The organism is Thalassospira sp. MCCC 1A01428 (assembly GCF_002115825.1).
In the GTDB taxonomy this organism is placed as follows: domain Bacteria; phylum Pseudomonadota; class Alphaproteobacteria; order Rhodospirillales; family Thalassospiraceae; genus Thalassospira.
Map to the genome: position 1 here is coordinate 1 of NZ_JFJZ01000083.1, position 8,714 is coordinate 8,714.

Genomic DNA, 8,714 nt, shown 5'->3' on the forward strand with positions numbered 1-8,714 from the left:
CAATTGAGTCCAGACCCTAGCCACAGTAAACAATGGAGCCCATATTCAATCGACGCGCCGTACAAACTGGTCCGGTTGCGCGGTTGATTGGCCAAATCGGAATTTGTCCGTGAAACCGGGCTCGTTTTTGAGGTGAAATGCTGTGTTTTCATAACCCGGACTTTACAGGTCCGAGTTAGGTGTCGGTAGGACCAAAAACAGCCAGGATGAGTGGACCAAGGTAAGCGCACATCCAATGTGTAAAGTTCAATAAAATGCGCGAACAGAAAATGTAATATGCGAACGAGTTCGGTAAATCAGCTTGTGCTTGTATAAAATCTTGCAGCCAATTGCTTGCACTGGAACGTCATCGTCCGGGGGCGAGCGGGTGATACAAGGTGTGGGGGATTACCAGAAGGCAAAAATTTTACGTGATTTTTACGTAGAGAGATAAAATTTGCCAGTTTCTGCCATCGCATTTTTACGCTTGGAAATTCTAGCCTGTAGTTCGGTAATTCGGACATTACAGGAGCAAGCCATGTCTGATCTGATCTATCTCGCCCTTGGGCTGGGATCGTTTGTCCTGTTCGGCCTGGCCGTGCGCGGCTGCGCGCGGATTTAGGGGGACATCATGCTTGGTTACATACTTGGCGGTGCGATTTCAGCCGCTCTGGTCGTCTATCTGTTTTATGCCCTGATCCGGGCGGAAAAATTCTAGGACGGAGCTTCCAATGACAATCGATCTTGGCCAGTTTGCGCTTTATTGCACAATCCTGCTGGTCTGCGCCCCGTTCGTGGGCGGTTATATGTATCGTGTCTATAATGGGGACAGGACATTTCTGTCCCCCTTGTTACAACCGGTTGAAACCGCGGTTTACCGGATTTGCGGGATTGATGCGTCGAGTTCTCAACACTGGTCGCGCTATGCAATTGCCCTTCTGGTCTTTAATGCTGCGGGCTGGCTTGTGTTGTTTGTGATCCTGCGATTACAGCATTTTTTGCCCTGGAACCCGGCCGGTCTGGCGCCTATGTCCTCGGACCTTGCTTTTAATACGGCGGTCAGTTTTATAACCAATACCAACTGGCAGGCTTATGGGGGCGAAACAACGCTATCCTATTTCAGCCAGATGGTCGGCTTGACAACGCAGAATTTTGTCAGCGCCTCGACCGGAATGGCCGTTGCTGTGGCCGTTATCCGGGGTTTTGCGAGCAGAAAAATTCGCGAATTGGGTAATTTCTATGTCGATATGACGCGCGGGGTACTTTACATCCTGTTGCCGTTATCCATTGTTGCGGCACTTTTCCTGGTTTCCCAAGGCGTTCCGCAGAATTTGCATGCCTATGTTAACGCAGCCACCCTTGAGGGAACCCATCAGGTTCTGGCGCAGGGGCCTGCAGCCTCCCAGATTGCCATCAAGCAGCTCGGAACCAATGGTGGCGGATTTTTTAATGTCAATTCCGCCCATCCTTACGAAAACCCGACACCGCTAAGCAACCTTCTTGAAATGGTCTATCTGCTGCTGATACCTGCAGCTTTCTGTTTTTTGTTCGGAAAAATGGTCAATGACAAACGCCAGGGGATTGCGATCTTTGCCGTGATGGGCGTGCTTTTTGTGGCGGGCTTTTTCGCAACCTATGGGGCTGAAAAGGCGGGCAATCCCCTTTGGGCGCATAATAGCGCAAGCATATCGGCGCCGGGCAATATGGAAGGCAAGGAAGTCCGTTTTGGCATCCTTAATTCAACGTTATGGGCCTCGGCAACAACAGCGGCATCCAATGGTTCGGTTAATGCCATGCATGACAGTATGACGCCGCTTGGCGGTATGGTTGCAATGCTTAATATGCAACTGGGCGAAATCGTCTATGGCGGGGTTGGTGCCGGTTTTTACGGCATGCTGTTATTTGTTGTACTGACTGTTTTTATCGCCGGGTTGATGGTTGGCCGCACGCCGGAATATCTTGGGAAAAAGATTGAATCCCGGGAAATCAAGCTGGCTGTTCTGGCCATTTTGACCATGCCGATTGGTATTCTGATTTTTGGCGCCCTTGCGGCAACTGTTCCCTCGGCGCTGGTGGCCGTGCAGGACGCCGGGCCGCATGGCTTATCTGAAATCCTGTATGCCTATAGTTCGGCGACGGGGAATAACGGCTCGGCCTTTGCCGGTTTTGGCGCCAGCGTGCCATTTCATACCACCTTGCAGGGCATTGCCATGATGCTGGGGCGGTACGGATTTATCATTCCCGTTCTTGCGATTGCGGGCTCGCTTGGCGCGAAAAATGTCGTGCCGGTTTCCGGCGGCACCTTTCCCACACATGGCCCGCTTTTCGTCACCCTTTTGATTGCCGTCATCCTGATCGTCGGCGGCCTTACTTTCTTCCCGGCATTGGCACTTGGCCCGATCGCGGAACATTTCGCGATGTTGGCCGGTACCCTGTATTGACCGGAGGAGTGTTCAAAATGAAGAAAACAGAAAACACCCGTTTGCTCGACGGAACCCTTATGCGAACAGCAGGGTTCGAGGCATTACGCAAACTTGACCCCCGGGTTATGGTGCGCAATTCGGTGATGTTTATGGTGGAAGCCGGGGCCGTCATGGCAACCGTCATCAGCATTCAGGGAGCCCTGGCAGGCACCACGGATTTATCCGTGCTGGTTCAGATAACAGTCTGGCTGTGGTTTACCGTTTTGTTTGCCAATTTCGCCGAAGCAGTGGCCGAAGGCCGCGGAAAGGCCCGGGCCGACAGTTTGCGCTCGACAAACAAGGAAACCGAGGCAAAAAAGTTACCCTCTGGCGATAAAAACGATATCGAACGGGTTGCAAGCAGCCACCTTGCTCCAGGAGACTTCGTTCTGGTCGAAGCCGGTGATGTTATCCCGGTTGACGGCGAAATCGTCGAGGGGATTGCCTCGGTTGATGAGTCGGCAATTACGGGGGAATCCGCGCCGGTTATCCGTGAAAGCGGTGGCGATCGTTCGGCCGTGACCGGCGGCACACGGGTTGTGTCCGACTGGCTGAAAATTCGCGTAACAGCGAAGCCCGGCGAAAGTTTTCTGGATCGCATGATTGCGATGGTCGAGGGCGCGCAACGCCAGAAAACACCCAACGAGATTGCGTTGAATATTTTGCTGGTGGGCATGTCGATTATTTTTCTGATCGTTGTTGTCACACTTGAACCGTTCGCCCTGTTTTCCGGAACCTCCATTCCGCTCGCATTTTTGATCGCGTTGCTGGTCACGCTGATCCCGACGACGATTGGGGGGCTGCTTTCGGCAATCGGGATTGCAGGTATGGACCGGCTGGTCAAGGCCAATGTGATTGCAAAATCCGGTCGTGCTGTCGAGGCGTCGGGTGACGTCGATACCCTGCTGCTTGATAAAACCGGGACAATTACATTTGGCAACCGGATGGCCGATGCATTTATGCCGTTAAAAGGTATTAGTGAACGGGAACTGGCCGAGGCAGCAGCAATCGCATCCCTTGCAGATGACACGCCCGAGGGTAAATCAATTGTCGAGCTGGCAGGAAAACTGTTCGATTTTCACGGAGATAAAGCATCCCTGACCAAAGCCATCGGCTTTAGTGCCGAAACCCGGATGTCAGGTGCGGATATCGGTACGGATGAATTCCGCAAAGGGGCCGGGGATGCAATGCGTGGATACGCCGAGCCCGGCCAGCAGGCCACCGAACTGGGCCGGATCGTTGACGGCATTGCAAAATCGGGTGGTACGCCACTGGTGGTTGCAAAAAATCATAATGTGCTGGGTGTCATTCATTTGAAAGACATCATCAAACCGGGCATTCGCGCACGTTTCGCCGAATTGCGCGAGATGGGTATTCGCACGGTCATGGTAACAGGTGATAATCCGCTGACCGCGGCAGCCATTGCCGCCGAGGCCGGTGTGGATGATTTTCTTGCCGAGGCAACACCGGAAAAGAAACTCGAACTGATCCGTCAGGAACAGGAAGGTGGGCGGCTGGTTGCGATGTGCGGTGACGGATCAAACGATGCGCCCGCCCTGGCACAGGCCGATGTCGGTGTGGCAATGAATGACGGGACACAGGCCGCCCGTGAAGCCGGCAACCTTGTCGATCTTGATAGTGACCCGACCAAACTGATTGAAATTGTCAGGGTGGGCAAACAGTTGCTGATCAGCCGTGGTGCTTTGACAACTTTCTCGATTGCCAATGACGTTGCCAAATATTTTGCCATTCTGCCGGCGTTGTTTATTGCGACCTATCCGCAACTTGGTGCCTTAAACATCATGGGACTGGCAAGTCCGCAAAGCGCCATTCTTTCGGCCGTCATTTTTAATGCTCTGGTGATTATAGCCCTGATCCCGCTTGCCCTGCGAGGCGTGCAGTTCACACCGGGCAGTGCTGCGGCCCTGTTGCGGCGAAATCTGCTGATCTACGGCCTTGGCGGACTGATTGTTCCCTTTGTCGGTATCAAAGTGATCGATCTGATCATCAATGCCGTCGGGCTGGTATAAAGGAGGTGTGATCATGTTGAATTTGTTGCGTCCTGCAATCGCGATGATTGCGGTTATGACTGTATTGACCGGGATCGCCTATCCGCTGGCCATAACCGGGGTAAGCCAGGTTCTGTTCCCCGATCAGGCAAATGGCAGCCTGATTGAAAAGGATGGTGTTGTGATCGGCTCACGTTTGATTGGTCAAAAGTTTGGAAGTGATCGCTATTTTCATGCCCGTCCTTCCTATGCCGGGGCAGGGTATGAAGGCGATAATTCCGGTGGTTCCAATTTGGCACCGACAAGCCGGGAACTGGTCAAGGATATTCGTGCCCGGGCAATGGATTTGTCGGCCGAAAATGGCAATCCCCCGGTGCCGATTGATCTGGTAACCGCGTCGGGCAGTGGACTTGACCCCGATATTTCGCCTGAAAGTGCCCGGTTTCAGATGGAACGGGTGGCAAAAGCCCGCAATATGCGGGTTAGCGACCTGGAGGAACTGGTGACTACGCATATCCAGCGCAGAACATTTGGATTGTTGGGCGAGCCCCGCGTCAATGTCCTGATGTTGAATATGGCGCTGGATGGCATGTCGTCCTGAACCGATGTGCAACATTGACAATATCGTTTACCGGGCGGCCGATGGGCGGCCCGGTAAACGGCTGGAAAAAATGTGGCGTTCGGCCCAACAGTTGCGGGCATTATGGCTGCACTATCTAATCGCCCGGTTTTTTCCCGATTTTTTTCGGCGCTTTAGCCGCGCCATTCGCCAATGGTTCTGATATCAGAGAATAAATAGAAAAGGCTTTGATCATCGCATCATGACTGACGACGTGGACCGTCCTTTTCCTGAAGCCCTGCTGGAGCAGACCCGCACGGATCAGCGGGGTAAATTAAAGATTTTTCTGGGCGCCTATCCTGGTGTCGGAAAGACCTACGCCATGCTTCAGGCCGCACAGGAAAGGCGGAAAGAAGGGCGGGACGTTATTGTCGGCATTGTTGAAACCCATGGCCGGATCGAAACCGAAAACCTGCTGCGCGGGCTGGAAACCCTGCCGCGCAAACGTCTTTTGCATCGTGGGCGGGTTTTCGGGGAAATGGATATTGACGCAATTATCTGGCGCAAACCCGAAATTGCCCTGGTGGATGAACTGGCGCATACAAATGTACCGGGCAGCCGCCATGACAAACGCTATCAGGATATTGATGAACTGCTTGATGCCGGTATCAATGTCTATACCACGCTGAATATTCAGCATCTTGAAAGCCTGAACGATATTGTCGCGCGCATTTCCAAGGTGCGCGTGCGTGAAACCCTGCCCGACAGTTTTCTGGAAAAAGCCGACGAAATCGAACTGATTGACCTGTCACCGGAAGATTTGCTGCAACGCCTGCGTGACGGAAAAGTTTACGTTATTGAGCAGGTCGGGCGCGCCCTGCGGCATTTTTTCAGCAAGGGCAACCTGACAGCCCTGCGCGAACTTGCAATGCGGATTGCCGCCGAACGCATTGATGCGCAAATGCTTGAATATATGCGAACCCATGCGGTCAGCGGGCCCTGGCCCACCCAGGAACGGCTGATGGTGTGCCTGAATGAAAGCCCGGTTGCCAAAAAGCTGGTACGAACCGCAAAGCGCATGGCCGAACGCCAGCGTATACCGTGGATTGCCGTTCATGTTGAAACGCCGCGCGATGACCGGCTGACGAATGCCCAGAAAGACGGTGTTGCCCGGGCTTTGCAAATGGCCGAACAATTGGGGGCGGAAATCATCACCATGCAGGCCGAAGCACATCTGGCGCGCGAAATTGCTGCCCTGGCTGCCGAACGGAACGTGACGCGTCTGCTGATTGGTCGACGCAGGCGTCGTCGTTTTACCGGTATTTTCCAGGAAAACGTGACACAAAAGCTGCTGGAAAACGCCGATGGTTTTGATGTTACCGTTATTGCCGAGGACAGCACCGATCAATCCGATCAACGGCCCGCACGTGTGTTACGAGAACGCCAAGGGGGCTACAGGCAGGCGCTGATATGGGTTGTCTCAAGCGTGGTGGTTGCCACGATTGCGGCCCTGGGTGCGGACAGATACCTGCCTTTCGGCAATTTGTCGCTTGTTTACCTGCTTGCGGTTTTGGCCAGCGCCATACGTTGTGGCATGTGGCCGTCGATTGCTGCCAGTGTGTTGTCTTTTATTTCCTATAATTTCTTTTTCACCGTTCCTTATTATTCCCTGTCGGTGTTTCATCAGGAACAGTTGATTACCATTGTCTTTTTCCTGATTGTTTCTGTCATTGTCGGCAATTTGGCCGGGCGGTTGAGATTGCAGGTTGATGCCATGAAAATCAGCGCCAAACGCACGGCCAATCTCTATGATTTCAGCCGCAAAATTGCGGCCGCAGCCTCGCTTGATGATGTGTTGTGGGCGGCGGTCCACCATGTCGCCGCGACCCTGAATTGCCAGTCGATGGTTCTGCAGCCGGGAAAAAATGGATCACTGGAAATTACCGCAGCATACCCACCCGAGGATCAGTTGGGTCACAAGGACTGGGGAGCGGCTGAATGGGCGTGGGATCATATGAAGCCGGCGGGCTGGCAGTCCAATACGCTGCCAGCTGCCGAGTGGCTTTTCATGCCCGTAAACACACCGCAGCATCCGTTTGGGCTGTTGGGTGTAAGGTTTGACCAGCGCGAGCGTGTCCTGGGTCCGTCACAACGCCGGTTATTGGAAGCACTGGTGGACCAGGTGGCGGTTGCCGTGGAACGCACACGCCTTGCAACCGATATTGAAGAAGCGCGCCTGTTAACCGAGACGGAACAACTTCGTGCGGCATTGTTGTCTTCTGTGTCGCATGATTTGCGCACACCTTTGGTGTCTATCATTGGTTCCGCGACGGCGTTGTCGGGTTATGACAAGGCGTTGACTGAAGATGACCGGCGACAGCTAACCACGACAATTCTTGAGGAAAGCGAGCGTTTGAACCGCTTTGTTCAGAACCTTCTGGATATGACCCGGCTGGGATATGGTGCGTTGCAACCGAAAAAGGAATGGTGCGATGTGGCAGAAATTATCGGTCGTGCCCTCCGTCATATCCGCAAATTTTCGGCGACCCGAAACTTTGATGTCAATGTCGCGCCTTATGTGCCAGCCCTTTATATCGACCCTGTCTTGATGGAGCAGGTTTTGTTTAACGTGCTGGATAACGCCGTTAAACACACGACGCCTGAAGGTAAAATATCGATTGACGTTACTGTGGAAAAGGCCGGGGTCAGGTTTGCAATTTCTGATAATGGCAGCGGTATCCCCCCAACTGACCGGCAGGCGGTGTTTGATGTATTTTATCGCGTTCGTGCCGGCGACCATCAACTAGCGGGAACGGGGCTGGGGCTGTCGATTTGCCGTGGATTTGTCGAAGCGCATGGTGGAAACATTGTCGCACTTGAAAATTCGCAAGGGCAGGGCACGACGATTGCAATCACCCTGCCGGTAACGGCAATGCCGGGCATGGACACAATAGAGGACGAGGATATGCCGCAATCCGCCGTTAATATTGGGGATAAAAACCAAAGTGAGTGACAAGGTCAAAATTCTCATAATTGATGACGAACCGCAAATTCGCAAATTTCTGCGAATAAGCCTTGGGGCCCAGGGATATGGCGTGGTCGAGGCGGAAAATGGCCAGTCGGGCATTGAAAAATGCGCCCTTGAAACGCCGCAGCTTGTTATCCTTGATCTTGGATTACCTGATTTGGACGGCCAGACGGTGTTGCAGGAAATACGGCAATGGAGCGACGTGCCGATTATTGTACTGTCCGTCCGGTCCAGCGAAGATGAAAAGGTGAGCGCCCTTGACAATGGTGCCAATGATTATGTGACAAAGCCCTTTGGCATTGCCGAATTGATTGCACGGGTGCGGGCGACATTGCGGGGTCGGAAGTCTGACGAGGCCGCCAGCAGCGAGATTGTTTCGGGCGATCTGAGAATTGATCTGGCCGGGCACAAGGTGTTTTTGGCCGATAACGAACTGAAACTGACGAAAAAAGAATTTGCGTTGCTGGCATTACTGGCGCGCAATGCCGGGCGGATTGTGACCCATCAGCAAATATTGCGAGAGATATGGGGGCCAGCTCATGAAAAGGAAACGCATTATTTGCGCATTTACATAGGTCATTTACGTCAAAAATTGGGAGATGACCCTTTGAATCCCAAATTTATTGAAAATGAACCGGGTGTTGGATATCGATTTACTTAGGCTCAGGACCTATTAA

Annotated in this window: 7 protein-coding genes; all 7 read left to right on the plus strand. The window is 53.1% G+C overall.

The window, feature by feature from the left end:
* Nucleotides 1-436: 436 nt before the first annotated feature.
* The 7 genes from THS27_RS26995 (at nt 437) to THS27_RS25235 (ending at nt 8,698) form a co-directional block, all read left to right on the plus strand.
* Nucleotides 437-601, plus strand: a complete 165-nt coding sequence (locus tag THS27_RS26995; RefSeq protein ID WP_168185010.1) for a hypothetical protein — start codon at nt 437-439, stop codon at nt 599-601.
* Between the two features lie 9 nt (nt 602-610).
* On the plus strand, nt 611-697 hold the full coding sequence (gene kdpF, locus THS27_RS27790; protein WP_085595633.1) for a K(+)-transporting ATPase subunit F: 87 nt from the start codon (nt 611-613) through the stop codon (nt 695-697).
* Between the two features lie 13 nt (nt 698-710).
* A complete protein-coding gene (gene kdpA / locus THS27_RS25215) occupies nt 711-2,420 on the plus strand; it encodes a potassium-transporting ATPase subunit KdpA (protein WP_085595635.1) in 1,710 nt (569 codons plus the stop codon).
* Nucleotides 2,421-2,437: 17 nt separating this feature from the next.
* Entirely contained in the window at nt 2,438-4,471 is a 2,034-nt protein-coding gene (gene kdpB / locus THS27_RS25220; RefSeq protein ID WP_085595637.1) for a potassium-transporting ATPase subunit KdpB, read from the plus strand.
* A gap of 13 nt (nt 4,472-4,484) precedes the next feature.
* Nucleotides 4,485-5,051 (plus strand): potassium-transporting ATPase subunit KdpC, encoded by a 567-nt coding sequence (gene kdpC, locus THS27_RS25225; RefSeq protein ID WP_085595639.1) that lies wholly within the window; start codon nt 4,485-4,487, stop codon nt 5,049-5,051.
* A 220-nt stretch (nt 5,052-5,271) separates the two neighbouring features.
* Nucleotides 5,272-8,022, plus strand: coding sequence for a sensor histidine kinase KdpD (locus THS27_RS25230; RefSeq protein ID WP_085595641.1), 2,751 nt, complete (start codon nt 5,272-5,274; stop codon nt 8,020-8,022).
* On the plus strand, nt 8,015-8,698 hold the full coding sequence (locus THS27_RS25235) for a response regulator (protein ID WP_085595643.1): 684 nt from the start codon (nt 8,015-8,017) through the stop codon (nt 8,696-8,698). The genes THS27_RS25230 and THS27_RS25235 overlap by 8 nt, the downstream gene beginning before the upstream one ends.
* The last annotated feature ends 16 nt before the right edge of the window (nt 8,699-8,714 follow it).

Excerpts from the sequence above, each read along its gene's own strand:
- kdpF (WP_085595633.1), top strand. The coding sequence starts at position 611 with ATGCTTGGTTACATACTTGGCGGTGCGATTTCAGCCGCTCTGGTCGTC.
- kdpA (WP_085595635.1), top strand. The coding sequence starts at position 711 with ATGACAATCGATCTTGGCCAGTTTGCGCTTTATTGCACAATCCTGCTG.
- kdpB (WP_085595637.1), top strand. The coding sequence starts at position 2,438 with ATGAAGAAAACAGAAAACACCCGTTTGCTCGACGGAACCCTTATGCGA.
- kdpC (WP_085595639.1), top strand. The coding sequence starts at position 4,485 with ATGTTGAATTTGTTGCGTCCTGCAATCGCGATGATTGCGGTTATGACT.
- THS27_RS25230 (WP_085595641.1), top strand. The coding sequence starts at position 5,272 with ATGACTGACGACGTGGACCGTCCTTTTCCTGAAGCCCTGCTGGAGCAG.